The sequence below is a fragment of the Stenotrophomonas sp. YJH_SMC_122 genome (assembly GCF_059369535.1).
The window spans coordinates 99,733-126,128 of the sequence record NZ_JCAFST010000010.1 but is presented as its reverse complement, the minus strand read 5'-3'; the positions used below and the strand labels follow the sequence as shown (position 1 = coordinate 126,128).

26 protein-coding genes and 1 pseudogene are annotated in these 26,396 nt (G+C 68.4%); 24 read left to right on the top strand and 3 right to left on the bottom strand.

The window, feature by feature from the left end; all coding sequences use genetic code 11:
* Positions 1 to 63: 63 nt before the first annotated feature.
* The 5 genes from AC5P66_RS14415 to AC5P66_RS14395 all read left to right on the top strand — a co-directional run bounded on the left by AC5P66_RS14415 (position 64) and on the right by AC5P66_RS14395 (position 6,209).
* The gene (locus tag AC5P66_RS14415) at positions 64 to 3,171 is read left to right on the top strand and encodes a response regulator (RefSeq protein ID WP_049413817.1); all 3,108 of its coding nucleotides are present in this window, start codon (positions 64 to 66) and stop codon (positions 3,169 to 3,171) included.
* Positions 3,168 to 3,992, top strand: coding sequence for a CheR family methyltransferase (locus AC5P66_RS14410; protein WP_005416310.1), 825 nt, complete (start codon positions 3,168 to 3,170; stop codon positions 3,990 to 3,992). Before AC5P66_RS14415 ends, AC5P66_RS14410 begins: the two co-directional genes overlap by 4 nt.
* Positions 3,992 to 4,567, top strand: a complete 576-nt coding sequence (locus tag AC5P66_RS14405) for a chemotaxis protein CheB (protein ID WP_049440472.1) — start codon at positions 3,992 to 3,994, stop codon at positions 4,565 to 4,567. The genes AC5P66_RS14410 and AC5P66_RS14405 overlap by 1 nt, the downstream gene beginning before the upstream one ends.
* Positions 4,564 to 5,697, top strand: a complete 1,134-nt coding sequence (locus tag AC5P66_RS14400) for a hybrid sensor histidine kinase/response regulator (protein ID WP_049413814.1) — start codon at positions 4,564 to 4,566, stop codon at positions 5,695 to 5,697. Before AC5P66_RS14405 ends, AC5P66_RS14400 begins: the two co-directional genes overlap by 4 nt.
* A gap of 83 nt (positions 5,698 to 5,780) precedes the next feature.
* Positions 5,781 to 6,209, top strand: a complete 429-nt coding sequence (locus AC5P66_RS14395) for a BLUF domain-containing protein (protein WP_099495169.1) — start codon at positions 5,781 to 5,783, stop codon at positions 6,207 to 6,209.
* A 15-nt stretch (positions 6,210 to 6,224) separates the two neighbouring features.
* Here AC5P66_RS14395 and AC5P66_RS14390 read toward each other — a convergent pair whose 3' ends face one another.
* Positions 6,225 to 6,545 carry an ArsR/SmtB family transcription factor gene (locus tag AC5P66_RS14390; protein WP_049413812.1) on the bottom strand — a complete coding sequence of 107 codons (321 nt, stop codon included), beginning with the start codon at positions 6,543 to 6,545 and terminating at the stop codon, positions 6,225 to 6,227.
* 80 nt (positions 6,546 to 6,625) lie between these two features.
* Here AC5P66_RS14390 and AC5P66_RS14385 point away from each other — a divergent pair.
* From AC5P66_RS14385 to AC5P66_RS14375, 3 genes and pseudogenes are all read left to right on the top strand, one after another.
* A pseudogene (locus AC5P66_RS14385) lies at positions 6,626 to 7,069 on the top strand (YeeE/YedE family protein); the annotation flags it as partial.
* On the top strand, positions 7,066 to 7,503 hold the full coding sequence (locus tag AC5P66_RS14380; RefSeq protein WP_495216445.1) for a DUF6691 family protein: 438 nt from the start codon (positions 7,066 to 7,068) through the stop codon (positions 7,501 to 7,503). The pseudogene AC5P66_RS14385 and the gene AC5P66_RS14380, both read left to right, overlap by 4 nt.
* A 43-nt stretch (positions 7,504 to 7,546) precedes the next feature.
* The gene (locus AC5P66_RS14375; protein ID WP_099495171.1) at positions 7,547 to 8,599 is read left to right on the top strand and encodes a linear amide C-N hydrolase; all 1,053 of its coding nucleotides are present in this window, start codon (positions 7,547 to 7,549) and stop codon (positions 8,597 to 8,599) included.
* Here AC5P66_RS14375 and AC5P66_RS14370 read toward each other — a convergent pair.
* Positions 8,596 to 9,375 carry a DUF6491 family protein gene (locus AC5P66_RS14370; RefSeq protein ID WP_099495172.1) on the bottom strand — a complete coding sequence of 260 codons (780 nt, stop codon included), beginning with the start codon at positions 9,373 to 9,375 and terminating at the stop codon, positions 8,596 to 8,598. The two genes, AC5P66_RS14375 and AC5P66_RS14370, sit on opposite strands and share 4 nt — an antisense overlap.
* Before the next feature lie 81 nt (positions 9,376 to 9,456).
* Between AC5P66_RS14370 and AC5P66_RS14365 the strand changes: the two genes are divergently transcribed.
* The 6 genes from AC5P66_RS14365 to thrC all read left to right on the top strand — a co-directional run bounded on the left by AC5P66_RS14365 (position 9,457) and on the right by thrC (position 16,321).
* A complete protein-coding gene (locus tag AC5P66_RS14365) occupies positions 9,457 to 10,152 on the top strand; it encodes a helix-turn-helix transcriptional regulator (protein WP_099495173.1) in 696 nt (231 codons plus the stop codon).
* A 126-nt stretch (positions 10,153 to 10,278) separates the two neighbouring features.
* A complete protein-coding gene (locus tag AC5P66_RS14360) occupies positions 10,279 to 11,229 on the top strand; it encodes a DMT family transporter (RefSeq protein ID WP_099495174.1) in 951 nt (316 codons plus the stop codon).
* A gap of 138 nt (positions 11,230 to 11,367) precedes the next feature.
* Positions 11,368 to 11,505 (top strand): hypothetical protein, encoded by a 138-nt coding sequence (locus AC5P66_RS14355; protein WP_164283343.1) that lies wholly within the window; start codon positions 11,368 to 11,370, stop codon positions 11,503 to 11,505.
* Positions 11,506 to 11,589: 84 nt separating this feature from the next.
* Entirely contained in the window at positions 11,590 to 14,094 is a 2,505-nt protein-coding gene (gene thrA / locus AC5P66_RS14350; RefSeq protein WP_099495175.1) for a bifunctional aspartate kinase/homoserine dehydrogenase I, read from the top strand.
* Complete coding sequence (locus tag AC5P66_RS14345) at positions 14,091 to 15,005, top strand: homoserine kinase (RefSeq protein WP_099487431.1); 915 nt, start codon at positions 14,091 to 14,093, stop codon at positions 15,003 to 15,005. Before thrA ends, AC5P66_RS14345 begins: the two co-directional genes overlap by 4 nt.
* A 29-nt stretch (positions 15,006 to 15,034) precedes the next feature.
* Positions 15,035 to 16,321: a threonine synthase gene (gene thrC, locus AC5P66_RS14340; RefSeq protein ID WP_099495176.1), complete on the top strand. Its 1,287-nt coding sequence runs from the start codon at positions 15,035 to 15,037 to the stop codon at positions 16,319 to 16,321.
* A 105-nt stretch (positions 16,322 to 16,426) separates the two neighbouring features.
* Here thrC and AC5P66_RS14335 read toward each other — a convergent pair whose 3' ends face one another.
* Positions 16,427 to 17,179 carry a Crp/Fnr family transcriptional regulator gene (locus AC5P66_RS14335; protein WP_099495177.1) on the bottom strand — a complete coding sequence of 251 codons (753 nt, stop codon included), beginning with the start codon at positions 17,177 to 17,179 and terminating at the stop codon, positions 16,427 to 16,429.
* Between the two features lie 126 nt (positions 17,180 to 17,305).
* Between AC5P66_RS14335 and hisS the strand changes: the two genes are divergently transcribed.
* The 10 genes from hisS (at position 17,306) to hisIE (ending at position 26,381) form a co-directional block, all read left to right on the top strand.
* Positions 17,306 to 18,700, top strand: coding sequence for a histidine--tRNA ligase (gene hisS / locus AC5P66_RS14330; RefSeq protein ID WP_049413795.1), 1,395 nt, complete (start codon positions 17,306 to 17,308; stop codon positions 18,698 to 18,700).
* Positions 18,701 to 18,963: 263 nt separating this feature from the next.
* A complete protein-coding gene (locus AC5P66_RS14325; RefSeq protein WP_049438528.1) occupies positions 18,964 to 19,272 on the top strand; it encodes a YerC/YecD family TrpR-related protein in 309 nt (102 codons plus the stop codon).
* Positions 19,273 to 19,306: 34 nt separating this feature from the next.
* On the top strand, positions 19,307 to 20,218 hold the full coding sequence (gene hisG / locus AC5P66_RS14320) for an ATP phosphoribosyltransferase (protein WP_049438529.1): 912 nt from the start codon (positions 19,307 to 19,309) through the stop codon (positions 20,216 to 20,218).
* Positions 20,215 to 21,510: a histidinol dehydrogenase gene (hisD, locus tag AC5P66_RS14315; RefSeq protein ID WP_099495180.1), complete on the top strand. Its 1,296-nt coding sequence runs from the start codon at positions 20,215 to 20,217 to the stop codon at positions 21,508 to 21,510. The genes hisG and hisD overlap by 4 nt, the downstream gene beginning before the upstream one ends.
* Positions 21,507 to 22,601 (top strand): histidinol-phosphate transaminase, encoded by a 1,095-nt coding sequence (gene hisC / locus AC5P66_RS14310; protein WP_099495181.1) that lies wholly within the window; start codon positions 21,507 to 21,509, stop codon positions 22,599 to 22,601. The genes hisD and hisC overlap by 4 nt, the downstream gene beginning before the upstream one ends.
* On the top strand, positions 22,598 to 23,671 hold the full coding sequence (gene hisB, locus AC5P66_RS14305; RefSeq protein WP_049413790.1) for a bifunctional histidinol-phosphatase/imidazoleglycerol-phosphate dehydratase HisB: 1,074 nt from the start codon (positions 22,598 to 22,600) through the stop codon (positions 23,669 to 23,671). Before hisC ends, hisB begins: the two co-directional genes overlap by 4 nt.
* A complete protein-coding gene (gene hisH, locus AC5P66_RS14300; protein ID WP_049413788.1) occupies positions 23,668 to 24,270 on the top strand; it encodes an imidazole glycerol phosphate synthase subunit HisH in 603 nt (200 codons plus the stop codon). Before hisB ends, hisH begins: the two co-directional genes overlap by 4 nt.
* Positions 24,267 to 25,001, top strand: coding sequence for a 1-(5-phosphoribosyl)-5-[(5-phosphoribosylamino)methylideneamino]imidazole-4-carboxamide isomerase (gene hisA, locus AC5P66_RS14295; protein WP_099495182.1), 735 nt, complete (start codon positions 24,267 to 24,269; stop codon positions 24,999 to 25,001). The genes hisH and hisA overlap by 4 nt, the downstream gene beginning before the upstream one ends.
* Positions 24,995 to 25,771: an imidazole glycerol phosphate synthase subunit HisF gene (gene hisF, locus AC5P66_RS14290; protein WP_099495183.1), complete on the top strand. Its 777-nt coding sequence runs from the start codon at positions 24,995 to 24,997 to the stop codon at positions 25,769 to 25,771. Before hisA ends, hisF begins: the two co-directional genes overlap by 7 nt.
* A complete protein-coding gene (gene hisIE, locus AC5P66_RS14285) occupies positions 25,761 to 26,381 on the top strand; it encodes a bifunctional phosphoribosyl-AMP cyclohydrolase/phosphoribosyl-ATP diphosphatase HisIE (RefSeq protein ID WP_049413784.1) in 621 nt (206 codons plus the stop codon). Before hisF ends, hisIE begins: the two co-directional genes overlap by 11 nt.
* Positions 26,382 to 26,396: the final 15 nt, after the last annotated feature.

The window sequence follows — 26,396 nt, the reverse complement described above, 5'->3', positions numbered from 1 at the left end:
CTGTGCGGCTGAATGCGACACGGAGTACCATCTTCCACCCTTTGCCTTCTGGAACCGACCTGCATGCGTCCTGGTGCGACTACGCGTGACCGCTGGATCTGGATGACGTCCGCCGTGCTGCTGGCCGCGACCATCGCGTTGGAACTGGTCGTCCCGCTCGGCTACGCGGTATGGCTGGCCTACTTCCTCGCGGTCGGCGTGACGGTGTTCCAGCGCAGTGCACGCGCGCCGTTCGTGGTCGCGGTGATCGCCTGTGTCCTGCTGGTGATCGGCTTCAACGTTGCGCCAGCCAGCAACAACTCGTCGTTCTCGCTTGTCAACCGTACCGTCGGTGGCTGCGCCTTCCTGATGATCGCACTGATCGTCTCGCGCGCGATCCAGGCCCGGCGCCAGGCGATGCGCGCGCTCTGGCTGCAGGAGGCCGAGAACGCCGTGGCGATGAGCCTGCGCGGTGACCTCGGGCCGGAGCAGATCGCCGAGGCGGCAGCAGTAAGCCTGGCCGGGCAGCTGGATGCAGAGGTCGGTGCGGTCTATCGCCTGGACGGCGGCCGGCTGCAGCTGACCGGTGGCGTGGCGCTGCCCGCTGGGACGCCGGCCTCCCTGGCCCTGCACGAAGGACTGGCCGGGCAGGTTGCCCGGGACGAACGCATCCGCCACCTGCACGGCGAAGACGCTGCCGTGCTCGAACTGCAGACCAGCCTGGGCCGGCTGCCGGTGCGCGAGCGCATCCTGGCGCCGATCAGCAGCGATGGTGCGGTGGTCGGTGTGATCGAGCTGGGCCGCGCGCGGGCGGGTGAACAGCGTGACCTGGATCGCGAGCTGCTTGAGCGCTGCGCCGACACCATCGGCATGGCACTGCGCGCATCGCTGCTGCGTGCGCAGCTGGTGGTGCTGCTGGAAGAGTCGCAGCGCCAGGGCGAGGAGCTGCAGGCCCAGCAGGAAGAGCTGCGCGTGGCCAACGAGGAACTGGAAGAGCAGAGCCGCAGCCTGTTGCAGTCGCAGAGCCACCTGGAAGAACAGCAGGCCGAGCTGGAACAGAGCAACGTGCAGCTGGAAGAGCGCACCCACGAGCTGGAGGCGCAGAAGCAGGCACTGCTGGTCGCGCAGAGCCAGCTGGTGCGCAACAGCAACGAGCTGGCGGCGACCTCGCGCTACAAGTCCGAATTCCTGGCCAACATGTCGCATGAGCTGCGCACGCCGCTGAACAGCTCGCTGATCCTGGCCAAGCTGCTGGCCGACAACAAGGACGGCACCCTGACCGAGGAACAGGTGAAGTACGCGCGTGCGATCCTGTCGTCCAACAACGACCTGCTGGCGCTGATCAACGACATCCTCGACCTGTCGCGCATCGAGGCCGGCCATGTCGAACTGTCCGATGAAGTGGTGGTGGTCGAGAGCGCGCTGCAGCGCCTGCGCGAGACGTTCGAGCCGATGGCGCGGCAGAAGGGCCTGGCCCTGCAGATCGAAGCCGACGCCCTGGCACCGACCCAGATGGTGGTTGACAGCCAGCGGCTGCAGCAGATCCTGAAGAACCTGCTGGCCAACGCGGTGAAGTTCACCGAGCATGGCAAGGTCAGCCTGCACGTGCGTGCCGGCGGCAACGGCCGCATCCGGTTCGAGGTCTGTGACACCGGCATCGGCATTGCCCGCGAGCAGCTGGATGTCATCTTCGAAGCGTTCCGCCAGGCCGATGGCAGCACCCGCCGTCGCTACGGCGGTACCGGCCTGGGCCTGTCGATCTCGCGCGATCTGGCCGAGCGCATGGGCGGCGGCATCCAGGTCGACAGCGAGCCCGGGCGCGGCAGCTGCTTCATCCTGGAGCTGCCGTTGCAGGGTGCGCCCGCGGCGAGCGCAGCCGTCGCTGCCGAGGTCCCCGTGGCAGCGCCGCCGACGGCGCCGGCCGTGCTGCCGGCCGCGCCCGTACGCGCTGCGACCGCAGCAGCGCCGGTCACTGCGATGGCCGGCGTAGCCGACGACCGCGGTCGCCGGCAGCGCGCCGGGCGCCTGATCCTGGCGGTCGAGGACGATGCCACGTTCGCCGAAGCGCTGGTGGCGCTGGCCCATGAACTGGACTTCGACTGCGTGGTAGCGGGCACGGCGGAAGAGGCGCTGGCCCTGGCCAGCGAACTGCGCCCGAACGGCATCCTGCTCGATATCGGCCTGCCGGACGTGTCGGGCCTGAGCGTGCTGGAACGCCTGAAGCGCAACCCGGACACCCGCCACATCCCGGTGCATGTGGTCTCGGCCACGGACCGCAGCCAGGTAGCGCGCGAGCTGGGCGCGATCGGTTTTGCGATCAAGCCGACCACGCGCGAACGGCTGGTGACGGCCATCGAACAGCTGGAACAGACCAGCCAGCGCGACATGCGGCGGCTGCTGATCGTGGAAGACGACAACGAGCTGCGCCACAACCTGGAACTGTTGCTGGGCCGTGACCAGCTGCAGATCGTCGCTGTAGGCACCCTGGCCAGCGCACTGGAACAGCTCAGTACGGTCACGTTCGACTGCATGGTGATGGACCTGTCGCTGCCCGACGGCAGCGGCTACGACCTGCTCGAGCACATGGCCGGCAACGACGATGTCGGTTTCCCGCCGGTGATCGTCTATACCGGTCGCGCACTCAGTCGCGAGGAAGAGCAGCGCCTGCGCCGCTACTCCAAGAGCATCATCATCAAGGGCGCACGTTCGCCCGAGCGCCTGCTGGACGAGGTGACCCTGTTCCTGCACAGCGTGGAGGCCAGCCTGCCAACCGACCAGCAGCGCCTGCTGCGCGAGGCCCGCCGTCGCGACACCGTGCTCGACGGTCGGACGGTGCTGCTGGCCGAGGACGACGTGCGCAACATCTTCGCACTGTCCAGCGTGCTCGAACCCCTCGGCGTCACGCTGGAGATCGCGCGCAATGGCCAGGAAGCGGTGGATCGGCTGGCTGAGCGCGAGGTCGACCTGGTGCTGATGGACATCATGATGCCGGAGAAGGATGGCCTTGCTGCGATGCGCGAAATCCGCGCGCAGCGCCACCTGCAGGACCTGCCGATCATCGCGCTGACCGCCAAGGCCATGCCGGACGACCGTGAGCGCTGCCTGCAGGCCGGCGCCAACGACTACATCGCCAAACCCATCGACGTCGACAAGCTGGTATCGCTGTGCCGGGTCTGGTGCTCGCGGCAATGAACGAGCAGGCCCTGTTCGACCTGGAGCTGAAGGTGCTGCTGGAAGCGCTTTACCAGCGCTATCACTACGATTTCCGCAGTTATGCGGTGTCGTCGCTGCGCCGGCGGATCCGCCAGGCCATGCAGCGCTATGAGTGCGAGCGGCTGGCTGACCTGCAGCACCGCCTGCTGCACGAGCCGGACCTGTTTGCGCAGGCGATGCAGTTCTTCACCGTGCAGGTCTCGGAGATGTTCCGTGACCCGGCCTATTTCCGTGAGCTGCGCGAGCAGGTGGTGCCGGTGCTGCGCACCTACCCGTCGGTGAAGCTGTGGGTGGCCGGGTGCAGTACCGGCGAGGAAGTGTGGTCGCTGGCGATCCTGTTGCACGAGGAAGGCCTGCTGGAGCGCAGCATCGTCTACGCCACCGACATCAATCCGGCAGCCCTGGCCACCGCCGAGGCCGGCGCCTATGGCATCGACCGGATGGCCCAGTTCAGCCGGAACTACCTGGCGGCCGGTGGCACCGCCTCGCTGTCCGACTACTACGCCACGGCCTACGATGGCGCGGTATTCGATCGGCAGCTGCGCCGCAACGTGGTGTTCGCCGACCACAGCCTGGCCACCGACACGGTGTTCTCCGAGGTGCACCTGGTGTCGTGCCGCAATGTGCTGATCTATTTCAACCGCGATCTGCAGGACCGCGCCGTAGGCCTGTTCCGTGAAGCGCTGGTGCATCGCGGCTTCCTTGGCCTGGGCAGCAAGGAGTCGCTGCAGTTCGGGCGCCACCACGGCGCGTTCGAGACCTGCTCGCGGGAGCATCGCCTGTACCGGAAGGTTGCCTGATGGCACTGCCGACACGACCGGCCGTGCTGGTGATCGGGGCCTCTGCGGGTGGGGTCGCGGCGCTGCAGGCGGTGCTCGGCGCGCTGCCCGCGGCTCTGCCGGCGCCGGTGCTGGCAGTGCTGCACCTTCCGCGCGATCGCAGCAGCCGCATCGCCGAAGTGCTGGCGCCGTACTGTGCGCTGCCGGTGCGCGAGGCCGAAGACAAGCAGCCGCTGCAGCCTGGCACGGTGACCTTTGCGCCACCGGACTATCACCTGCTGGTGGAAGACGCCGGTTCGCTGGCATTGTCGGTGGACGCACCGGTGCTGTTTTCGCGCCCGGCGATCGATCCCTTGTTCGAGTCGGCTGCGGCCGTGTTCGGCGCGCAGGTGCTGGCCCTGCTGCTGACCGGTGCCAGCAGCGATGGTAGTGAAGGGGTGGCCGCGGTGCGCGCTGCCGGTGGCCGCGCCTGGCTGCAATGTCCCGACGAGGCCGAGGCATCGATGATGCCGGCCTCCGCCCTGCAGCACGCCGGCGCCGATGCCGTGCTGCCCCTCGAACTGATGTGCCGTCGCCTGAAGGAGTTGTTTGCATGAACCTGCTGCCACCGGACCCTGCGCAGTCGCAGACCCCGGTCAACCTGCTGATCGTCGATGACGTGCCGCAGAACCTGGTGGCCATGCAGGCGCTGCTGCAGCGCGAGGGCGTGAACCTGCTGCTGGCCGGGTCGGGCGCACAGGCGCTGGAACTGCTGCTGGAGCATGAGGTGGCGCTGGCCCTGCTGGACGTGCACATGCCGGAGATCGATGGCTTCACCCTGGCCGAGCTGATGCGCGGTTCACACCGCAGCCGGGATGTGCCGATCATCTTCCTGACCGCCTCGCCGGACGACCCGCTGCGCGCGTTCAAGGGCTACGAAACCGGCGCGGTCGACTTCCTGCACAAGCCGGTGGCGCCGCAGGTGATCCTGAGCAAGGTCAATGTCTTCATCGAGCTGTACCAGCAGCGTCAGCTGCTGAAGGCGCGCAACGAGGCGCTGGAGCGTTCGCTCAAGCTCAACGAGACGATGGCGGCGGTGCTCACCCACGATCTGCGCACGCCGCTGTCGGCGATCCTGCTGTGTGCCGACAAGCTGGCGCTGGAGCTACCTGCGGGCAATGACGGCGCGCAGCAGACCCTGAAGCACCTGGAGGCCAGCACGCTGCGCATGGCGCGCATGGTCGAGCAGCTGCTGGACTTTTCGCGGATCCGCAGCGGCGGCCTGCGCCTGCAGGCCAGCGCCTGTGATCTTGCCGAGGTCACGCGTGCGGTGGTGGCCGAAGCGGGCAGCGCCCACGGCCACGCACGGGTGCATCTGGATATGCAGGGCGATACCCGCCTGCAGGGTGATCTGGATCGGCTGGGTCAGGTTGCCGCCAACCTGATCGGCAATGCGCTCACCCATGGCAGCGAGGCGAGGGTGGAGGTGGACGGCCGTGATCCGCGCAGCGTGCTGCTGCGGGTGAGCAACGCGGGACGGATCGACGACGCGCTGCTGCCGCGCCTGTTCGAGCCGTTCAAGGCCAGCTTCCACCCCAGCAATGGCCTGGGGTTGGGCCTGTATATCGTCGATCAGTTCGTGCGCGCGCACGGCGGGCACATCGCAGCGCGAAATGAAGCCGGCCAGGTGGTGTTCGAAGCCCGGTTGCCGAGACGCGCAGAGGGGCTGCCGGCGGCCGCTACCTGAACTCTTCAGGAAATACCCGCGGGCACTGAGACGGACTCGTCCGCAGCTGCTACCGTGGGTGTACATCTTGTCAAGGAAGCGCCATGCCACTGCGTGCCATCGCCTACGTCAGCCAGGCGCTGCCGGATCTTTCCGCTGAACGGCTGCAGGCGCTGGTCGATGATGCAGCCCGCTTCAACAAGCTGGCGGGCGTGACCGGTGTGCTGCTGCATGACGGCGCGCGATTCCTGCAGTACATCGAAGGGCCGCCGGATGGTATCGATTCGGTGTACGAACGCATTCTGCAGGCCGGTAGCCATATCGACATCATCGAACTGGCGCGTGGCCGCCTCGGCCAGCGCCAGTTTCCGTACTGGTCGATGCGCGCGTTGCCGGTGGAGGAGGCGCTGCTGCGGCAACTGTCTTCCAGCGACTGGTCAGGTTTTACCCGCGCGTTGCATGGTGACCTGTCGGCACCGACCCCGGTGGATCTGCTCGATCAGGTCGTGCAACCGGTGCTGCACGCAGGTTGAACCTGCGTGGAAGGTTCAGCGCGCTGTACTTCCGCAGTACGCCGCGTGCAATGCCTGCAATACGCCCAGCGCCGGCCCTTCCACTACCCGGTAGTGGATCGCCTGCGCTTCGCGCCGGGTCGCGACGATGCCAAGTCCGCGCAGCACCGCCAGGTGCTGGGACAGCGCTGATGCGCTGAGCCCGGTCAGTGCCTGCAGTTCCGGCACTGGCGCCTCGCCTTCGACCAGCCGGCACAGCACGCGCAGCCGCGCAGGATGGGCCAGGCTTTTGAGCAGCGCCGCGGCCTGGGCGGCATGCCCGGCCATCGCGGCACTGTCGAGCTCGATGCGGGTCATGGTTGACCTTTTGTTTTAGAAGAAGCTAATTTAGAAAAAGCTAATTCAAAAGGCAAGCGAATGAACGGAACAAGTGGAGGCAGGTCATGACCGTGCCGTGGGCCGCCGTCGCGGGGGGCGCGTTGATCGGTGCGGCGGCGGTGGTATTGCTGGCGACCACGGGCCGGGTGGCCGGCATCAGCGGCATTGCCGCTGGCAGCGTGCGCGCGACACCGGGCGAGCGCGGCTGGCGCTGGGCATTCCTGCTCGGCCTGCTTGCCGCTGCCGGGGGTGTGCTGTACTGGCAGACCGTGCCAGGTCAAGCGCCCCGCAACCTGTTGCGTGACGCCTTGCCGGCGTGGCAGCTGGTTGGCGCCGGCTTGCTGGTCGGATTCGGTACGCGGTTGGGTAACGGCTGCACCAGTGGTCATGGGGTGTGCGGCGTGGCCCGCGGCTCAATGCGGTCACTGCTGGCGACGCTGGTGTTCATGGCCTGCGCAATGCTGACCACATTCCTGATCCGCCATGGCGGGGGCTTCGCATGAGCCGCGTGATGGTGGCCGCCGGCGCGGCAGGGGCGCTGTTCGGCGCGGGCCTGGCGCTGACCGGCATGACCGATCCGCGCCGCATCCTCGGTTTCCTCGACATCGCCGGCGATTTTGATCCCACCTTGGCCTGGGTGCTGGCCTCGGCACTGCTGGTCAGCGCGGTCGGCCAGCACTGGGCGGTGCGGCGCCCGCGGCCGTCATGCGCAACGCGCTTCCAATTGCCCGCCGCGCGCGCTGTCGATGTGCGCCTGGTGCTGGGCGCGGCATTGTTCGGAATGGGTTGGGGCTGGGCAGGCTATTGCCCGGGCCCTGCCATCGCCGGGCTGGCGGTGGGATCGCGCGAAGCGCTTTGGTTCGTGCCGGCGATGCTTGCAGGTTTCTGGCTGCACGATCGCCTGGCTCGCCGGGGCTTCACCGCTGTGTCACCCTGAATCGGGTCATATCCACGGATCACGGGGAAAGGAGCGCAACGACATGGCACGGATGAAGTGGAAGGAAAGGGCGCTGCTGGCGGTCGCGCTGGCCGCCGCAGTGGCACCGGCGCTGGCCTGCACGCGCGCGGTCTACCTGGGCGACAACGGTGATGTGATCACCGCGCGCTCGATGGACTGGAAGGTCGATGTGGCGACCAACCTCTACGTGCTGCCGCGCGGCATCGCGCGCACCGGCCAGGCCGGGCCGAAGTCGCTGGCCTGGACGGCGCGCTACGGCTCGGTGGTGGCCACCGGTTACGACGTATCGACCACCGATGGCATGAACGAGAAGGGCCTGGTGGCCAACCTGCTGTGGCTGGTCGAATCGGAGTATCCGAAGCAGCGTGGCAACAAGCCGGGCCTGGCCATCTCACTATGGGCGCAGTATGTGCTGGACAACTTCGCCACCGTAGACGAGGCGGTCGCGGCGCTGCAGCGCGAGCCCTACTCGATCGTCACCGACAAGGTGCCGGGCGAAGACCGCCAGGCCACGCTGCACCTGTCGCTGTCAGATGCCAGTGGCGACAGCGCCATCGTCGAATACATCGGCGGTCGCCAGGTGATCCACCATGACCGGCGCTACCAGGTGATGACCAACTCACCGATCTTCGAGCAGCAGCTGGCACTCAACAGCTACTGGCAGCAGATCGGCGGCACGGTGATGCTGCCGGGTACCAACCGCTCAGCCGACCGTTTCGCGCGCGCCTCGTTCTACATCAACGCCATTCCCAAGGCAGAAGACCCGGTAGTGGCGCTGGCCAGTGTGTTCAGCGTGATCCGCAACGCCTCGGTACCGTATGGCATCACCACCCCCGGCGAACCGAATATCTCATCCACGCGCTGGCGCACCGTGGCCGACCACAAGCGGCGGTTGTACTTCTTCGAATCGGCACTGACACCGAACACCTTCTGGGTCGACCTGAACAAGGTCGATTTCGGCGGCAAGGTGCTCAAGCTCGATCTCGGTCCGGACCAGCGCAATACCTTTTCCGGCGACGCGCTGGGCCACTTCGTGCCCAGCGCACCGTTCACGTTCCTCGGCGTCGACGGTTAGTTCGACGCCTGGCTGGAAGCCGGATAGACCGCCTGGATCGTGCAGCCGCCGCGGGTGTACTGCGGCAGCGGCGCCAGCGCGTCGTTGCGCAGGTCACCGTTCTCGAATCCGGCGGTGAGGATGCGATCGCCCGGATTGCCACAGATCAGCCCGTTCTGCATGCCGGAGTGGAAGCTCAGGTGTGGTGCACGGTCGAGCTGGCGGCAGTGGCTGCCAAGCTCCACGCGATAGTAGCGGTGGCCACCATTGCGATGCGGATTGGTCTCCACCAGCATGCCCTGCGGGTCGGACGACCACGCGCGCACGTTGCGCGTGGCAAAGCAGTACGACGGCGAACCACCGAAACTGCGGCGGATGTCGCTGCGCTCGCGGATGGTCAGGGCGGGCAGGGTGGCCATGCGCAGGCGGTCGCTGTCGCGGGCCATGCTGGCGTAGTCGCGATCCTGCACGGGGGTCACCGCGCTGATCGCGCAGCTGCGGCCATCGACCACCACACGCTCGCTGGGGCGACCGCAGGCCCAGCCGGCGGGCGCCTCAAGCTTCAGCGTGGTGGCACCGCGGACGCCGGGACACTCCCCGCTGAAGTCGATCCGATAAGCTTGGCCGGAAGCGGCCCGCAGGGCGATTGAACGCGGTGACGCCTGCTCCACTTCCTGGACGCCGACCGCGTCCATGCAGTGCGGGGCGGGTGGGGTACGTTCCTGCGCGGAGGCCGAGGCGGTGAGCGCCAGGCCGAGGCTGGTGGCAAGCACCAGGGACAGCTGCCGATGGGTCATGACCTGCACTCCCTGCGTTGGATGACGGATCGACTATAGCAGCGGTTTGCACGGCCGTTGCTACGCGCGCACACTGCCCGGATGGGCGCCATCTTCCATCTGCGGCACTACGGGCAGGCCACCGGCCTGGACCGCCATGACTACGCGCAATGGGTGCTGCCGCTGCAGGGCGAACTGCAGTTCGAGATGGAAGGGCGCGGCGGCCGGCTGGACCTGCTGCAGGGGGCATTTGTCGCCGCCGGCGAAGCACATGACCAGATGGCGGACGGCCCCAATGGTTTCGTGATCGTTGATTGTCCTGCAGGCGTGCTTGATGACGGCACGCAGGAGCATCTGTGCCGCCAGCGCTGGCTGCATCTGCCGCTGGCGTTGCGGCAGCGCCTGGCCGACGTGCAGGCAGGGCAGCCGATGCCGGCGCTGCTGCCGCAGTTGCTGCAGGTATTTGCACCGGCGGGCAGTGGCGCGCGCATGCAGGGCCTGTGCGCGGCGGTGCAGGCCGATCCCGGCCGGGCCTGGCCGGTTGCCCGGATGGCCGGCTTTGTCGGTGTCAGCGAGAGCCGCTTGCACGCGCTGTTCCAGCGCGAGTTCGGGCTGAGCCCGCAGGCCTGGCTAAGCGCGTGCCGCTTGCGTTGGGCCAAGCATCAGCTGCGCACCACTGCCGCGCCGATCAGCGATATCGCACTGGCTGCAGGCTATTCCGAGCAGAGCGCACTGACCCGTGCGCTGCGCCGCGAATGTGGCCAGACCCCCGCTGCGTGGCGCAGGGGTGCCGGCTGACGTGTAGAGCCGAGCCGATGCTCGGCTCACAGGTCAGCGGCAGCGCAGCGCAGTAGCCTCGGTCAAGCGTGCCGCGCAGGCCAGCGCTTACACTGCGTGGCCCGTTCCATCCCCCCGGACAACCGAATGCGCAACAACCCGATGGCCGTGGGCATCGCCAATGGCGTTGCCGCTGGCGCACTCTGGGGCGTGGTCTTTCTCGCGCCTGCCGTGCTTCGGTCGTTCAATGCGCTGCAACTGTCCGCCGGCCGCTACCTGGTCTATGGCCTGATTGCCGTCGCCCTGCTGCTGCCGCGATGGAAACGGCTGGCGCCGCGGCTGGGCCGTGCCGAATGGATCGGCCTGCTGTGGCTGAGCCTGGCAGGCAACCTGGTGTATTTCCTGCTGCTGGCGACCGCCGTGCAGTGGGCCGGTGGCGCTGCGGCATCGCTGATCGTTGGCCTGATTCCGGTGGTGGTCACCCTCGTTGGCGTGCGCGAGCAGGGCGCTGTACCACTGAAGCAGCTGTTGCCGGCACTGGGGCTGTGCGTGCTGGGGGTCGCCCTGGTGGGTTGGGAAGCGCTGATGTCCGAGCACCTGGCGACCCCGTGGCGGCAGCGCCTGATCGGGCTGCTGTGCGCGTTCGGTGCGCTGTTCTCGTGGGCGCTGTATTCGATCGGCAACAGCCGCTGGCTGGCGCGCAGGCCGGACCTGTCCAGCCATGACTGGTCGCTGCTGAACGGCGTCACCACCGGCGGCCTGGCCCTGCTGCTGGTGCCGATGGCCTTCACCGGGCACACCGGCAGCCATACGGCGGCGCAATGGGGCGGGTTCTGGGCGATCAGCGCCGGCGTGGCAGTGGTGGCCTCGATCCTCGGCAATGCATTCTGGAACCGCGCCAGCCGCCTGCTGCCACTGACCCTGACTGGCCAGATGATCGTGTTCGAAACCCTGTTCGCGCTGCTGTACGCGTTTGCCTGGCAGCGGCGTTGGCCCTCGTTGCTGGAAGCGTTGGCAATCGTGTTCCTGGTGGCTGGCGTGATGCTGTGCGCGCACGCGCATCGCACACCACGGGCGATCGCCGAACATGCCGGCTGAATGCAGTCGTCAAGCGTGCTGATGCCGGCTTTGTCTCAATTGCAACCAAATGGCGGCACGTTGGCCGATGATCGCGGCAGCGGTTTTCTGCATCGCAGCACTTGACAGCGGCCGGGCGCACGGTGTTTTCTGTGCGCCATGGTCCTTGATGCCGCCCACGCCAGCCTGATCGCCCCCGCCACTGCGGGCCGTTCGACTGCGCCGGTCGCGACCATCACCACCATTACCACCACCACCGTCACCACTGCCCTGGTGCGGCCCGTCGTCTTCGTGTAACTCCCGAAAACCACGGCCCCGCACCATCCAGGTGGCGGGGAAACTCGACACCTGCATGCGACGGGGCCTCCTACCGAGGTCTGCATGTCTTCCCACGCCCCCGCCCATTCCGTTGCCCCGGCCGACCTGGCTGCACCGTTCACCGTCGTGCACAAGTTCGGCGGCACCTCGGTGGCCGATGCCGAACGCTATCGCCATGTGGGCGGCCTGCTGCTGGCCCGTCCCGAATCGTTGCAGGTCACTGTCGTCTCGGCGATGAAGGGCGTCACCGATGCGCTGATCGAACTGGCCCAGCTGGCGGCCAAGGGCGATGAAGGCTGGCGTGAGGCCTGGCATGCCCTGCGCGCACGCCATCGCGGCGCTGCCGTGGCGCTGCTGGGCGAGCAGGTGGGCGAGACGGTCGAGTGGATCGACGCCCGCTTCGATCAGTTGGCCGAAGTGCTGGCCGCGCTGGCGGTGATCGGCGAGCTGCCGCGCGAGGTGCTGGACCGTGTGCAGGGCTTGGGCGAAGTGTTTTCCGCACAGCTGCTTGGCAAGTATCTGCGCGCGCTGGGCGAAGACTGCGCGGTACTCGACGCGCGCGATGTGCTGGTGGTCGGGCATGGCGAACTCGGCGTGGATGTCGACTGGGAAGCCAGTGCCGACCGCCTGGCCAAGTGGCGCCTGCAGCATCCGCAGTCGCGCCTGGTCGCCACCGGATTCGTCGCACGCGATCGCGATGACCGCATCACCACCCTCGGCCGCAACGGCAGCGACTATTCCGGTGCGATCTTTGCCGCGCTGTTCAACGCTGACGAGCTGCACATCTGGACCGATGTCGATGGCGTGCTGTCGGCGGACCCACGGCTGGTGCCCGAGGCAGTGCAGCTGGAAGCGCTGAGCTACGACGAGGCCTGCGAACTGGCGTACTTCGGCGCCAAGGTGGTGCACCCGCAGACGATGTCGCCGGCGATCCGCCTCGGTCTGCCGATCTTCATCCGCAATACGTTCCAGCCGGCGCATCCGGGTACGCGCATCAGTGCCGAGCGCTCGCCGCGTGGGCCGGTAAAGGGCCTGACCCTGAGCCCGGGCCTGGCCCTTTTGAACCTGGAAGGCACCGGCCTGATCGGCGTGCCCGGCACTGCAGAGCGCGTATTCGCCGCCCTGCGCCAGGCGCAGGTGTCGGTGGTGATGATCTCGCAGGGTTCGTCGGAACATTCAATCTGCTGCGTGGTGCGTGCTGCCGAAGCCGGCCGTGGCCGCGATGCACTGCTGCACGCATTTGCGCACGAGTTGTCAGCGGGACAGGTGCAGCGCGTGCAGGTCAGTGAAGGCGTCAGCGTACTGGCCGCGGTCGGTGATGGCATGGCCGGGCAGCCAGGCGTGGCGGCGCGCCTGTTCGAGGCACTGGGGCGTGCGCAGGTGAACATCCTGGCGATTGCGCAGGGCTCGTCCGAGCGCAACATCTCGGTCGCAGTGGACAGTGCCGATGCCACCCGTGCGCTGCGCGCGGCGCATGCAGGCTTCTGGCTATCGCCGCAGACCTTCGCGGTCGGTGTGATCGGGCCCGGCAACGTTGGCGCCGCACTGCTGGACCAGTTGCTGGCCGCGCGCCCGCAGCTGCTGGCCAAGGCCAATGTGGATCTTCGCCTGCGCGCGCTGGCCTCGCGTTCGCGCATGCGCCTGGAAGTGGACGGCCTGCATGCGGACTGGCGCGAGGCCCTGCGGGACGCGGGTGAATCCAGCGATCTTGATCGTTTCACCGAACACCTGCTGGCTGCGCACCTGCCGCATGCGGTGGTGATCGACTGCAGCGGCAGTGCCGAGGTGGCCGAGCGCTACGAGGGCTGGCTGGCGGCGGGCATCCATGTGGTCACCCCGAACAAACAGGCGGGTGCCGGGCCGCTGCCGCGCTACCAGCGCATCCGCGCCGCCGCAGCGGCCAGTGGCGCGCGCTTCCGCTACGAGGCCACCGTGGGCGCGGGCCTGCCGGTGATCACCACGCTACGCGACCTGGTCGATACCGGTGATGAAGTGCTGGCGATTGAAGGCATCTTCTCCGGCACGCTGGCCTGGCTGTTCAACCGCTTCGATGGCAGTCAGCCGTTCTCGCAGCTGGTCGCGCAGGCGCGGTCGATGGGATATACCGAGCCGGACCCGCGCGATGATCTTTCGGGGGTGGACGTAGCACGCAAGCTGGTGATCCTTGCCCGAGAGGCCGGTCACGCGCTCAGCCTGGAGCAGGTACAGGTGGAAAGCCTGGTGCCGGCACTGCTGCGCGACGGCAGCGTGGATGACTTCATGGCGCGGCTGGGCGAGTCCGATGCCAGCCTGCTGCAGCGCCTGCAGGACGCGCGGGCGCGTGGCGCGGTGCTGCGCTACGTGGCACGGCTGGGCGCCGACGGCGCCTCGGTGGGCCTGCAGGAGCTGCCGGCCGACCATGCCTTCGCCAACCTGCGGCTGACCGACAACGTGGTGCAGTTCCGTACCCGCCGCTACTGCGACAACCCGCTGGTGGTGCAGGGACCGGGCGCTGGACCGGAAGTGACGGCGGCGGGCGTGTTCGCCGACCTGCTGCGGGTAGCCGCTGGCGAGGGGGCACGCCTGTGATCGCACGTGCATTTGCGCCCGCCTCGGTGGCCAACGTGGCGGTGGGCTTCGACATTCTTGGGCATGCCATTGCAGGCGTCGGCGATACGGTGAGCGTGCGGCGTATCGATGAGCCGGTGGTGCGCATCGAGGCGATCCGTGGCAGTGCGGTCGAACTGCCGCTGGAGGCGGCTGGAAACACCGCAGGTGCGGCGTTGATGTCGCTGCGCGCAGGGCTGGACCTGGACTTCGGCTTCGCGGTGGAGATCGACAAGGGCATTCCATTCGGCTCGGGCATGGGCGGCTCGGCAGCGTCGTGCGTCGCCGCGCTGGTTGCTGCCAATGCATTGCTGGATGCGCCACTACCGCGCGAGGCGCTGTACCCGTTCGCGCTGGACGGCGAGGCCGTGGCCAGTGGGGGCCGCCACGGCGACAACGTGGGCCCGCTGCTGCTCGGCGGGCTGGCGTTGTGCACGGCCGACCGCCTGCTGCCGATCCCTGTGCCAGCCAGTTGGCACAGCCTGCTGGTGCACCCGCACGCGGTGCTGGAAACCCGTCTGGCACGCCAGGCGCTGCAAGGCAGCTATGCGCTGGGTGAATTCGTGGCGCAGAGTGCGAATCTTGCGTTGGTGCTCAGCGGCTGCCATCGCAGCGACGCGGCGCTGGTGCGCGCTGGCCTGCGCGATGTGCTGGTGGAGCCGCGACGGGCGGGACTGATCGGCGGCTTCGAGGCGGCTCGCGATGCGGCGTTGTCAGCCCGTGCAATGGGCGCAGGCATCTCCGGTGCCGGCCCCAGCGTGTTCGCCTGGTTCGAAGATGCCGACCAGGCCCACGCTGCCGCGGCGCCGGTGCAGACCGCATTCGCTGCTGCCGGCTTCGACAGCGATGCCTGGGTGTCGCCGCTGGATGCGCCGGGAGCCCGGTTGTGCTGAATCCTTCTCCCTCTTTGGATACTGAACCCATGCAATTCGTTTCGACCCGCGGCCGGTCCCCGGCCGTTGGCCTCAGTGCGGCCATCGCTGCAGGCTTGGCGCCCGATGGTGGCCTGTACGTGCCCCAGGTACTGCCGGCGCCACGTGAGCTGGAAGCCGGTGCGGCCCTGGCCGATACCGCTGCAGATCTACTGGCACCGTTCTTCGCCGGGGATGCGCTGGAGGCCGCATTGCCGTCGATCTGCCGCGAGGCGTTCGACTTCCCGGTGCCGCTGCGTGCGCTCGGCGACGGTGACCACGTGCTGGAACTGTTCCATGGACCGACGGCGGCGTTCAAGGACATTGGTGCGCGTTTCCTGGCCGGTACGCTGTCGCGGCTGCAGGCCGGCAAGGACCGTGATCTGACCATCGTCGTCGCCACCTCCGGCGATACCGGCGCCGCCGTTGCCGCGGCCTTCCATCGCCAGCCAGGCGTACGCGTGGTGGTGCTGTATCCGGATGGCCGCGTGTCACCGCGCCAGGCGCACCAGCTCGGCTGCTTCGGTGACAACATCCAGGCGCTGCGCGTGGCCGGTGCCTTCGACGACTGCCAGGCCATGGTCAAGCAGGCGCTGGCCGACCGCGAACTGCAGGCACAGGTGCCGCTGAGCTCGGCCAACAGCATCAGCCTCGGTCGCCTGCTGCCGCAGATGAGTTATTACGCACATACGGCACTGAGCCACTACGCGTTGCATCGTCGCCGGCTCAACCTGGTGGTGCCGACCGGCAACCTGGGCAACGCGATGGCCGCGGTGCTGGCGCGCGCACTGGGGGTGCCGATCGGGCAGATCGTGCTGGCCACCAATGCCAATGCCGTGCTGCCCGCGTACTTCGGTGGCGGCGACTACCAGCCGCAGGCCAGTGTGGCCACCGTGGCCAATGCAATGGACGTGGGTGCGCCGAGCAACTTCGAGCGACTGCGCTGGCTCTACCACGGCGACGACGCGGAACTGCGTGCAGCTTTCCGCGCGTTCGCGGTGGATGACGTGACCATCCGCGCGACGATTGCGGCGGCCCATGCCAGCAGTGGCGAGCTGTTCTGCCCGCATACGGCTACGGCGGTGAAGGTGCTGCAGGATCTGCGCGCGCGCGGTGCCAAGGGCGACTGGGCGGTGGTGGCCACCGCACATCCGGCCAAGTTCGAGGCCGTGGTCGAGCCGTTGATCGGTGAAACGGTGACGGTGCCGCCTGCGCTGGATGCGTTGCTGCAGCGACCGGCGCACGCCGAACCATTGGCGGCAGATTACGCGGCGTTGCGCGAGGTGTTGTTGCGTTGATCGGAGAGGGATGCGGTGGCCGGCCAGCGGCCGGCACTACCTGTGTTGCATCCTTCCGGTAGTGCCGGCCGCTGGCAGGCAATCCCATCATCAGCCGCAGTGCGGTCAGATCAACCCTTCACCGGCCAGTGCGCGCAGCCCGTCCTCGTCGAGGATCTCCACTACGTTCAGGTGGGGCAGGGCAATCAGTCCCTGCTGGCGCAGCTTGGTGAAGGTGCGGCTGACCGTTTCCATGGTCAGGCCCAGATGGTCGGCAATGTCGCCTCGGCCCATCGGCAGCGACACGCGCAGGCCGTCGCCGCCCAGCCTGGCTTCACGCGCGGCCAGGCGCAGCAGGAAATCGGCCAGCTTCTCGGCCGGCTGCAGGCGTGCCAGGGCCAGTGCGGCGTCCTGCGCGGCATCCAGTTCCTGGCAGGCACGCTGCAGCAGCTTGCGCTCCAGATGAGGGAAGCGGCTGCGCAGCAGCTTCATCTGTGGCAGCGCGACGCGGCACACGCGGCTGTCGGCGATGGCTTCGATGTCGCAGCGATGGTGGTCGCTGCCGCTCAGGCCCAGGTAGTCGCCGGGCAGCACGAAGCCGTTGATCTGGCGGCGGCCGTCGGCCAGGGTGCGTACCAGGCGCAGTGCGCCGGCAGTCAGTGTATAGACATGGTCTCGCTCTTCACCCGTGCGGGCCAGCGTGCTGCCCATGCTCACCTGCTGCGAAACGGTGACCTGTTCCAGCGCCTGCACTTCATCGGGCGACAGCGCCGAGCACACCGCAAGATGGCGAACCGAGCAGTGCAGGCAGTCCAGCGTGGTGCAGGACGGCGAGGCGGGATCGTTGGTGGCCGGCGGAGCGCCGGAAGGCCGTGACATGGTGCGGGGGCGTATCGCGGGCGGGGAGGGCCTTATGATACTTCAAGCGGCCGTTCGACCCTGCCCGAGGCGGGGGCGCTAGAATGTCGCCCCCTCCCACGTCCCGTTCCAGCAGGAGTTCCGCCCGTGATCAAGCCCCGTACCCCGCCCGGCACCCTTGAACTGCTGCCGCGCGAGCAGATTGCGTTCCAGCGCATGCTGGACGTCATCCGCCGCAACTACGAGCGCTTCGGGTTCCTGCCGGTGGAGACGCCGGTGTTCGAGCTGTCCGACGTGCTGCTGACCAAGTCCGGCGGCGAGACCGAGCGCCAGGTGTACTTCGTGCAGTCCACCGGTGCGCTGGCCAACGCGGCCGAATCGGGCGACCGCTCGCTGCCGGAGATGGCGCTGCGCTTCGACCTGACCGTGCCGCTGGCACGCTACGTGGCCGAGCACGAACACGAACTCACCTTCCCGTTCCGTCGCTACCAGATGCAGCGCGTGTACCGCGGCGAGCGTGCCCAGCGCGGCCGTTTCCGTGAGTTCTACCAGTGCGACATCGACGTGATCGGCAAGGACAGCCTGAGCGTTCGCTATGATGCCGAAGTGCTGGCGGTCATCCACGCCGTGTTCTCGGAGCTGCGCATCGGCGACTTCAGCATCCAGCTGAACAACCGCAAGCTCATGCGCGGCTTCTTCGAAAGCCTGGGCGTGGCCGAAGGCGAGCGCCAGCTGGCGGTGCTGCGCGAAGTGGACAAGCTGGACAAGCGCGGCGCCGATTACGTGCGCGAGACGCTGGTGGGCGAGGGCTTCAACATCCCGGGCGAGCAGGTCGAGAAGATCCTGGCCTTCGTGGCCGTGCGTTCGCAGGGCCATGCCGATGCGCTGGCGCAGCTGGCCACGCTTGAAGCCGACGCCGGCTCTTCGGAAATCCTGCGCACCGGCGTCGCCGAGCTGCGCGAAGTGCTGCAGCTGGTGCAGGCACTGGGTGTGCCGGAGAGCGCGTACTGCCTGAATTTCTCCATCGCGCGCGGCCTGGACTATTACACCGGCACCGTCTACGAGACCACGCTGACCGACCACCCGCAGATCGGCTCGATCTGTTCGGGCGGCCGTTACGAGGACCTGGCCAGCCACTACAGCAAGTCGAAGCTGCCGGGCGTGGGCATCTCCATCGGCCTGTCGCGCCTGTTCTGGCAGCTGCGCGAAGCCGGCCTGATCGATGGCATCGAGGCCAGCAGCGTGCAGGCGCTGGTGGCGCTGATGGACGAGCAGGGCATGGCGCAGTCGCTGGACATCGCCCGCCGCCTGCGCGCCGGTGGCATCAACACCGAAGTGCAGATGGAGCCGAAGAAGATCGGCAAGCAGTTCCAGTACGCGGCCAAGGCCGGCATCCGCTTCGTGGTGCTGGCCGGTGAGGACGAGCTGGCGCGCGGCGTGGTGGCGGTGAAGGACCTGGTGCGCGAGCAGCAGTTCGAAGTCTCCCGCGACGAGCTGGCCAGCACCCTGCAGGTCGAGCTGGAGCAGTCGAAGGTGATGTAACGGCCGGTTGGCCGCGCGCCACCACGCCACGAAAACGCCCGCCACCCGGTGGGCGTTTTTTTTTGCCATTGCCTGGGGTCAGGGCGGTTTTCCTCCAGAAACGGATCCGCCCCCGCCAACCCTCTGCAACCCGGCATTTGACCTTGCTTCGCATGCAGCAGGCGCAGGGGCAGCGCCGCCCAGCCTCCCCCAGATTTGACGCGCTGCGCAAGAATGCGCTAATGTACTAACGCGCTATTACATTGATGCATGGAAACAGCCCCGTGAAAGCCCGCCCCGATATTGCCGCCAAAGACCCCAAGGCCGACCTGGAAGCCCTGGCCCGGGCCTTTGCCGCCCTGCGCGAGCCGGAGCAGGTGGAAGCCTTCCTGCGCGACCTGTGCACTCCGGCCGAGCTGGAAGCCATGGCCGACCGCTGGAAGGTGGTGCCGCTGCTGCAGCAGGGCGTGCCGTACCGCGAGATCCACGAGCGCACCGGCGTCAGCGTGACCACCACCGGACGGGTGGCGCGCACGCTCGAGCATGGCCATCGGGGCTATGCCGCCGCCATCGACCGCCTTGCTTCGCGCTGATCCGCGCCCCGTTCCGAACTTCGAGACCTCCCCCATGAGTGCAACCCAGGCAGCGCCGGCACGAGACCGGCTGCGTATCGCCATCCAGAAGAGTGGCCGGCTGGCCGAGCCCGCCCGCAACCTGCTCAGCGCCTGTGGCCTGAGCTGGCGCGAAAGCCGTGACAAGTTGTTCTGCTACGGCGAATCGCTGCCGGTAGACCTGCTGCTGGTGCGCGACGACGACATCCCCGGCCTGATCGCCGACGGCGTCTGCGACCTCGGCATCGTCGGCCGCAACGAGCTGGACGAGCAGGCCGCGGCACGTCGCCAGATCGGCCTGCCCGACGCCTACCAGGCGCTGCGCGGGCTGGGCTTCGGCCAGTGCCGGCTGATGCTGGCGGTGCCCGAGGAATGGCAGTGGCAGGGCCCGGCGCAGCTGGCCGGCACCCGCATCGCCACCAGCTACCCGGCCATCCTCACGCAGTGGCTGGCCGAGCAGGGCGTGGACGCGCAGGTGGTCGAGCTGTCCGGGTCGGTGGAAATCGCCCCGCGCCTGGGTACCGCCGACCTGATCTGCGATCTGGTGTCCAGCGGCGCCACGCTGCGTGCCAACCAGTTGACCCCGGTACACAACCTGCTCGACAGCGAGGCGGTGCTGGCTGGTGCGGTGCGCGTGCCGGATGATGCACGTGCATCGCTGCGCGCGATGCTGCTGCGCCGCCTCGACGGCGTGGTGCAGCGCCAGGACCGCAAGCTGCTGATGTTCCGCGCCAGCGAGGATCGCGTCGACGCGCTGGCGCAGTTGCTGGCCGATGCCGAGCCGCTGGTGCGGTTGCCGGCCGATGGCGGTGCGCTGCGCCTGCAGACCATGTGCCCCGGCCCGCTGAGCTGGCAGCGCATGGAGGAACTCGAGCGCGCGGGTGCGCAGGGCCTGATGGTACTGAGCGTGGAGCGGTCGCTGGCATGAACCGTCTGATCTGGTCCCGACTTGATGAGGCCGCGCGCAGCGCGGCATTGACCCGCCCGGTGCAGACCGTGGCGCAGCAGACCCGCGACGCGGTGGCGACGCTGATTGCACAGGTGCGCGCGCAGGGCGACGACGCGCTGCGTGCGATCACCGCACGCTTCGATGGTGTCGAACTGTCGTCCTTTGCAGTGAGCGAAGCCGAGTACGCTGCGGCCGAAGCCGCCGTACCCGGCGAACTGCGCCAGGCCATGGTGGACGCGGCCGAGCGCATCGCCCGCTTCCACGCCGCCGGCATGGGCAAGGGATACGCAGTTGAAACCGCGCCGGGCGTAGTCTGCGAACGCATGCTGCGTCCGATCGGGCGGGTGGGCCTGTACGTGCCAGCCGGCAGCGCGCCGCTGCCGTCCACCGCGCTGATGCTGGGTGTTCCGGCACAGCTGGCCGGCTGCCCGCAGGTGGTGCTGTGCACGCCGCCGCGAGCCGATGGCAGCGCAGACCCGGCCGTACTGGTGGCGGCGCGGCTGACCGGCGTGCAGCGCGTGTTCAAGCTGGGCGGCGCGCAGGCGATCGCTGCCATGGCCTATGGCACCGCAAGCATTCCCGCCTGCGACAAGCTGTTCGGGCCGGGCAACAGCTTCGTTACCGAAGCCAAGCAGCAGGTCGCACAGGACGGCGCCGCCGCCATCGACATGCCGGCCGGTCCTTCGGAAGTGCTGGTGATTGCCGATGCCGGCGCCAATCCGGCATTCGTCGCCGCCGACCTGCTGTCGCAGGCCGAGCATGGCCCGGATTCGCAGGTACTGCTGCTGACCGACGATGCCGCGATGCTGGCCGCGGTCGAAGCCGAGGTCGAGCGCCAGGTGGCCGTGTTGCCGCGCCAGCAGATCGCGCGCCAGGCCTTGTCGGCCTCGCGCCTGATCCAGGTCGATTCGCTGGACGAGGCCTTCGCGATCAGCAACCGCTATGCGCCCGAGCACCTGATCCTGGCCCTGCGCGACCCGCGCGCGTGGCTGGACAAGGTGCAGGCGGCCGGCTCGGTGTTCCTGGGGGATTACACCCCCGAAGCACTGGGCGACTACTGCAGCGGCACCAACCACGTGCTGCCGACCGCCGGTGCCGCGCGTGCCTACAGTGGCGTCAGCGTTGCCAGCTTCCAGAACCTGATCAGCGTGCAGAGCGCGAGCGCCGCCGGCCTGGCGGCGATCGGCGGCTGCGCACGCATCATCGCCAGCGCCGAAGGCCTGGATGCCCACGAACGTGCGGTGGCATTGCGCATGGAGGCCGCCGCATGAGCGCCGCCATTGATGACGTGCTGGCACTGGTGCGCCCGGATCTGCAGGCCTTCGCCGGCTACAGCTCGGCGCGCAGTGCGGTGGTGCAGGGCGAGGTCTGGTTGAATGCCAACGAGTCGGCCTGGGCCAATCCGGCCGATGCGGCTGGCAGCAGCCGGCGCTATCCCGAACCGCAACCGCTGGTGCTGCGTGAGGAACTGGCGGCGCTGTACGGCGTGACGCCACAGCAGCTGCTGGTCGGCCGCGGCAGTGACGAGGCCATCGACCTGCTGGTGCGCGCGCTGTGTGTGCCCGGTCGCGATGGCGTGCTGGTCACGCCGCCGGTGTTCGGCATGTACGCCGTCTGCGCACGCCTGCAGGGCGCCGCATTGATTGAAGTGCCGCTGGTGGACAGCGAGGATGGCCTGCGCGCCGATCTGGATGCGGTGATCGACGCGGCCAAGGCGCAGGGAGCCAAGCTGGTGTTCCTGTGCGCACCGTCGAACCCGGCCGGCAGTGACATCGCTCTGGAGGAGGTCGAGCGTGTGGCGGTTGCGCTGCGCGGGCAGGCGCTGGTGGTGGTGGACGAGGCCTATGTGGAGTACGCGGGGCGCGCATCGGCCACCACGCTTCTGGCCGCACACGCCAACCTGGCGGTACTGCGCACCTTGTCCAAGGCGCACGCGCTGGCTGCTGCCCGTATCGGCACCCTGATGGCCGCCCCGGAGCTGATTGCCGTGCTGCGCCGCTGCCAGGCGCCGTACCCGGTGCCGACGCCGTGCGCGGAACTGGCGGTGCAGGCGTTGCAACCCGCCGCGCTGGCCCGGACCGCCGAGCGCGTAGCCACGGTGATTGCCGAGCGCGAACGCCTGCGCGTGGCGCTGCCGGGCCTGGCCGGCGTGCGTCGCGTCTACCGCTCGGCCGGCAACTACCTGCTGGTTCGCTTCGCCGATGCCCAGGCCGCGTTCGATACGCTGCTGGCTGCGGGCGTGGTGGTGCGCGACCAGCGCGCCGCGCCGCAGCTGGGTGATGCGCTGCGCATCAGCATTGGCAGCCCCGAAGAGAATGACCGCGTGCTTGCGGCCCTGTCGGCGCGGAGGGCCGCAGCATGACCCCGATCCTGTTCATTGACCGCGACGGCACCCTCATCGAGGAGCCGTCCGACTTCCAGATCGACGCCTACGAAAAGCTGCGCTTCGTGCCGCAGGTGATCCCGGCGCTGCTGAAGCTGCGTGACGCCGGCTACCAGTTCGTGATCGTCACCAACCAGGACGGCCTGGGCAGCGACAGCTACCCGCGCGCCAGCTTCGATGGCCCCAACGAGCTGATGCTGCAGATCTTCGAAAGCCAGGGCATCACCTTCCGCGACGTGCTGATCGACTGCAGTTGGCCGCAGGACAACGCCACGACCCGCAAGCCGGGCATCGGCCTGATGACCGCCTACCTGCAGGACCGCAGCATCGACTGGGCACGCTCGGCCATGGTTGGCGACCGCATCACCGACCTGCAGTTCGCCGACAACCTCAACATCCGTGGCTTCCAGCTGCGCACCGCGCAGTTCGGGGGCGAGTGGGACTGGCCGGGCATTGCCCACGCGCTGGCCGACGCGCCGCGCACCGCCGTGGTCCAGCGCAACACGAAGGAGACCAAGATCCGCGTCGAACTGGACCTGGATCGCGCCGGTGATGCACGCATCTCCACCGGCCTGCCGTTCTTCGACCACATGCTGGAACAGATCGGCAAGCACGGCGGCTTCGCGCTGGACATCCAGGCCGAGGGTGACCTGCACATCGATGAGCACCACACCATCGAGGACACCGGGCTGGCCTTGGGCCAGGCCCTGCGCGAGGCGCTGGGCGACAAGCGCGGCATCGGCCGCTACGGTTTCACCCTGCCGATGGACGAGACGCTGGCCAGTGCTGCGCTGGACTTCAGCGGCCGCCCGTACTTCGTGTTCGAGGGCGAGTTCAAGCGCGAGCGGGTGGGGGACATGCCGACCGAGCTGGTGCCGCATTTCTTCCGCTCGCTGTGCGATGCCAGCGGCCTGAACCTCAACCTGCAGGTGCGCGGCGACAACGATCACCACAAGGTGGAGGCCTGCTTCAAGGCGCTGGCGCGCGCACTGCGCCCGGCGCTGGCCAGGCAGGGCACCGCGTTGCCCAGTACCAAGGGGGCGCTGTGAGCGATGTTGCGCTGATCGATGCCGGTGGTGCCAACCTGGGCTCGGTGCGCTACGCACTGGAGCGGCTGGGCGCGACGGTGCGGCTGGTGCGCGATGCGGACGGCCTGGTGGGTGCGCAGCGGGTGATCCTGCCCGGCGTCGGCGCCGCCGGTCCCGGCATGCAGCGCCTGCACGCGCAGGGCCTGGTCGAGCCGTTGCAGCGGCTGGAGGTGCCGCTGATGGGCATCTGCCTTGGCATGCAGCTGCTGTTCGAACGCTCCGAGGAAGCGGGTGTGGAGACACTGGGACTGATTCCGGGCGTGGTGCGCAAGCTGGTGCCGGCCTGTGGCATCCGCGTGCCGCACATGGGCTGGAACCGCCTGCTGCCGCTACGTGAGTCGGTGCTGTTGCAGGGTGTGCCGGAACGCGCCAGCGCCTACTTCGTGCACAGCTATGCGGCGCCGCTCAATACCCATACCGTCGCTGCCTGCGACCACGGCGGGCTGTTCACTGCCGTGGTGGAGCAGGGGCGTTACTACGGCGCACAGTTCCATCCCGAGCGCTCCGGCGAGACCGGCTCGCTGATGCTGCGCAATTTCCTCGAGGGCACTGCTGCATGAGTTTCATCGTCTACCCCGCGCTGGATATCCGCGACGGCCGCGTGGTGCGGCTGCGCCAGGGCGACTACGCGCAGGAAACCTCCTACGGCGACGATCCGCTGCCGCGCGCGCAGGCGTTCGCCGCGCAGGGCGCGCAGTGGATGCACCTTGTGGATCTGGATGCCGCACGCGCCGGTGGCTATACGCTGGCGCCGCTGCTGGCGGCGATCCGCGCGCACACGCCGCTGCAGGTGCAGACCGGCGGTGGCGTGCGCGGCCGCGACGACGTGGCGCGCATCCTCGATGCCGGCGCCGGCCGCGTGGTGGTGGGTTCGCTGGCGGTGCGTCGCCCCGATGAGGTGGTCGGCTGGCTGGAGGAATTCGGCGCCGAGCGCATCACGATTGCGCTGGATGCCCGCCAGGACGCACAGGGGCAGTGGCAGCTGCCGGTGCACGGCTGGACCGAGAACGCCGGGGTGACCCTGGATGACCTGGCCCAGCGCTACGCGCGCGCCGGCATGCGCCACCTGTTGTGCACCGACATCGCCCGCGACGGCATGCTGGCCGGGCCCAATATCGGCCTCTACCAGCACCTGTCGGCATTGCTGCCGGGAGTGGCGGTGCAGGCGTCCGGCGGCATCCGTGACGTGGCCGACGTTGCTGAAGCGCGAAGTGCGGGTTGCGGCGGTGCGATCCTCGGCAAGGCGCTGCTGGAACAGCGCATGGACCTGGCGGAGGCGCTGGCATGTTGAGCCGCCGCATCATTCCCTGCCTTGACGTGCGCGATGGCCGGGTGGTCAAGGGTGTGCGCTTCCGCGACCACGTCGACATGGGTGACGTCGCCGAGTTGGCGCAGCGCTATCGCGACCAGGGCGCCGACGAGCTGGTGTTCTATGACATCGGCGCCAGCCCCGAGGCGCGTTCGGTCGACGTTGCCTGGATCGAGCGCATCGCGCGGCTGATCGACATTCCGTTCTGCGTGGCCGGTGGCATCGACAGCGTGGAAACCGCGCGCCGCGTGTTGTTCGCCGGTGCCGACAAGGTGTCGATCAACTCGCCCGCGCTGGGCCGTCCCGAACTGATCACTGAACTGGCCGACGAGTTCGGCGTGCAATGCGTGGTGGTCGGTGTCGATTCGGTGCGCGAAGCGGATGGCCAATGGCGGGTGCGCCGTTTCAGCGGAGACCCGGACAAGACCCAGGCGGTGCCACTGCGCACCCTGGACTGGATTGTCGAGGCGCAACGTCGGGGCGCCGGTGAGATCGTGCTGAACTGCATGGACAGCGATGGCGTGCGCCGCGGCTACGATGTCGCACAGTTGCAGCAGGCGCGGGCACTGTGCCAGGTGCCGCTGATCGCCTCTGGTGGCGCCGGTGCGATGGAACATTTCGCAGAAGCCTTCGACCAGGCCGACGTCGATGGTGCACTGGCGGCGAGCGTGTTCCACAGCGGCGCCATCGCTATTCCAGAATTGAAGCGCTACCTGCGCGGACAGCAGATCGAGGTGCGGGATGTCTATTGAAGTCAGGCCGTCGTTGGACGCATTGCAGGCGCTGGACTGGGGCAAGGGCGACGGCCTGCTGCCGGCCGTGGTGCAGGATGCCGATACCCTGCAGGTGCTGATGCTGGGCTATGTCAGCGCAGAGTCGCTGGCGGCCACGCTGGCCATCGGCCACATGACCTTTTTCAGCCGCAGCAAGCAGCGGTTGTGGACCAAGGGCGAGCAGTCCGGCAACGTGCTGGTGGTGCAGTCGATCAGCGTCGACTGCGATGCCGACACGCTGCTGGTGATGGCACGCCCGGCGGGACCAACCTGCCACACGGGTGCGGAGAGCTGTTTCGACCAGGCGCCGAAGGACTTCCTGGGCGGGCTGGGCCAGTTGGTGGCGATGCGTGAGTCGCAGCGCCCGCCGGGCAGCTATACGACCAGCCTGTTCGAGGGCGGCATCCGCCGCATCGCACAGAAGGTGGGTGAGGAGGGGGTGGAGACCGCGCTGGCGGCGGTGGCGCAGGATGACGAGGCGCTGCTCGGCGAGGCTTCGGACCTGCTGTACCACCTGCTGGTACTGCTGCGCGCGCGCGGTCTGTCGCTGGACGATGCGCGGGCGGTGCTGGAAAAACGCCATCGTTGAAGCGTGGTAGTGCCG

Bases quoted from the DNA above. Each gene is read 5' to 3' on its own strand.
- AC5P66_RS14415 (WP_049413817.1), top strand. From the start codon at position 64: ATGCGTCCTGGTGCGACTACGCGTGACCGCTGGATCTGGATGACGTCC.
- AC5P66_RS14410 (WP_005416310.1), top strand. From the start codon at position 3,168: ATGAACGAGCAGGCCCTGTTCGACCTGGAGCTGAAGGTGCTGCTGGAA.
- AC5P66_RS14405 (WP_049440472.1), top strand. From the start codon at position 3,992: ATGGCACTGCCGACACGACCGGCCGTGCTGGTGATCGGGGCCTCTGCG.
- AC5P66_RS14400 (WP_049413814.1), top strand. From the start codon at position 4,564: ATGAACCTGCTGCCACCGGACCCTGCGCAGTCGCAGACCCCGGTCAAC.
- AC5P66_RS14395 (WP_099495169.1), top strand. From the start codon at position 5,781: ATGCCACTGCGTGCCATCGCCTACGTCAGCCAGGCGCTGCCGGATCTT.
- AC5P66_RS14390 (WP_049413812.1), bottom strand. From the start codon at position 6,545: ATGACCCGCATCGAGCTCGACAGTGCCGCGATGGCCGGGCATGCCGCC.
- AC5P66_RS14380 (WP_495216445.1), top strand. From the start codon at position 7,066: ATGAGCCGCGTGATGGTGGCCGCCGGCGCGGCAGGGGCGCTGTTCGGC.
- AC5P66_RS14375 (WP_099495171.1), top strand. From the start codon at position 7,547: ATGGCACGGATGAAGTGGAAGGAAAGGGCGCTGCTGGCGGTCGCGCTG.
- AC5P66_RS14370 (WP_099495172.1), bottom strand. From the start codon at position 9,375: ATGACCCATCGGCAGCTGTCCCTGGTGCTTGCCACCAGCCTCGGCCTG.
- AC5P66_RS14365 (WP_099495173.1), top strand. From the start codon at position 9,457: ATGGGCGCCATCTTCCATCTGCGGCACTACGGGCAGGCCACCGGCCTG.
- AC5P66_RS14360 (WP_099495174.1), top strand. From the start codon at position 10,279: ATGCGCAACAACCCGATGGCCGTGGGCATCGCCAATGGCGTTGCCGCT.
- AC5P66_RS14355 (WP_164283343.1), top strand. From the start codon at position 11,368: ATGGTCCTTGATGCCGCCCACGCCAGCCTGATCGCCCCCGCCACTGCG.
- thrA (WP_099495175.1), top strand. From the start codon at position 11,590: ATGTCTTCCCACGCCCCCGCCCATTCCGTTGCCCCGGCCGACCTGGCT.
- thrC (WP_099495176.1), top strand. From the start codon at position 15,035: ATGCAATTCGTTTCGACCCGCGGCCGGTCCCCGGCCGTTGGCCTCAGT.
- AC5P66_RS14335 (WP_099495177.1), bottom strand. From the start codon at position 17,179: ATGTCACGGCCTTCCGGCGCTCCGCCGGCCACCAACGATCCCGCCTCG.
- hisG (WP_049438529.1), top strand. From the start codon at position 19,307: ATGAGTGCAACCCAGGCAGCGCCGGCACGAGACCGGCTGCGTATCGCC.
- hisD (WP_099495180.1), top strand. From the start codon at position 20,215: ATGAACCGTCTGATCTGGTCCCGACTTGATGAGGCCGCGCGCAGCGCG.
- hisC (WP_099495181.1), top strand. From the start codon at position 21,507: ATGAGCGCCGCCATTGATGACGTGCTGGCACTGGTGCGCCCGGATCTG.
- hisB (WP_049413790.1), top strand. From the start codon at position 22,598: ATGACCCCGATCCTGTTCATTGACCGCGACGGCACCCTCATCGAGGAG.
- hisA (WP_099495182.1), top strand. From the start codon at position 24,267: ATGAGTTTCATCGTCTACCCCGCGCTGGATATCCGCGACGGCCGCGTG.
- hisF (WP_099495183.1), top strand. From the start codon at position 24,995: ATGTTGAGCCGCCGCATCATTCCCTGCCTTGACGTGCGCGATGGCCGG.
- hisIE (WP_049413784.1), top strand. From the start codon at position 25,761: ATGTCTATTGAAGTCAGGCCGTCGTTGGACGCATTGCAGGCGCTGGAC.